The organism is Marivirga aurantiaca (genome assembly GCF_016679925.1).
Lineage (GTDB): Bacteria > Bacteroidota > Bacteroidia > Cytophagales > Cyclobacteriaceae > Marivirga > Marivirga aurantiaca.
The window spans coordinates 1-582 of record NZ_JAEQBW010000036.1; the positions used below are offsets into that span (position 1 = coordinate 1).

The following is a 582-nucleotide window of genomic DNA, read 5'->3' on the forward strand; positions in this document are numbered from 1 at the left end:
ATTGGTACAGATACACGTATAGGTAAAAGGTTTTTATTTGCCGGTATTGGTTACGGAGGAAGTTGCTTTCCCAAAGATGTACAAGCTTTAGCTAAATCATCGAGGGATGTAAATTATGATTTCAAAATCCTGGAATCAGTAATGGAAGTTAACCAGCGTCAGAAAACAAGGTTGATAGACCACCTGAATGGTTATTTTAAGAATGACTTAAAAGGAAAGACAATCGCCATGTGGGGACTGGCCTTTAAACCTTATACAGATGATATCCGTGAGGCTCCGGCATTGTACAACATTGAAGCCTTGTTAAAACTGGGAGCGACAGTACGTGTTTACGATCCGGAGGCAATGGAAAACGTTGAGGAGATCTTAGGAGACAAGGTAACCTATTGCGAGGATGAGTACACCACCCTTGATGGAGCAGATGCTTTGATGATCATGACGGAGTGGCCGGTGTTCAGGACCCCGGAGTTTAAACTGCTAAAGGAGAAACTGAGCCATCCATTAATATTGGATGGAAGGAACTTGTACGAGCCTGAGCAAATGAAACAGGAAGGATTTACTTATTTTAGTATTGGTAGATAA

Annotated in this window: 1 protein-coding gene; it reads left to right on the forward strand. The window is 41.8% G+C overall.

Annotation, left to right across the window (positions count from 1 at the left end; genetic code table 11):
• Window positions 1-582 (forward strand): UDP-glucose/GDP-mannose dehydrogenase family protein (locus JKA74_RS20680; protein WP_201433147.1); only part of this gene is annotated, 582 nt, incomplete at its 5' end.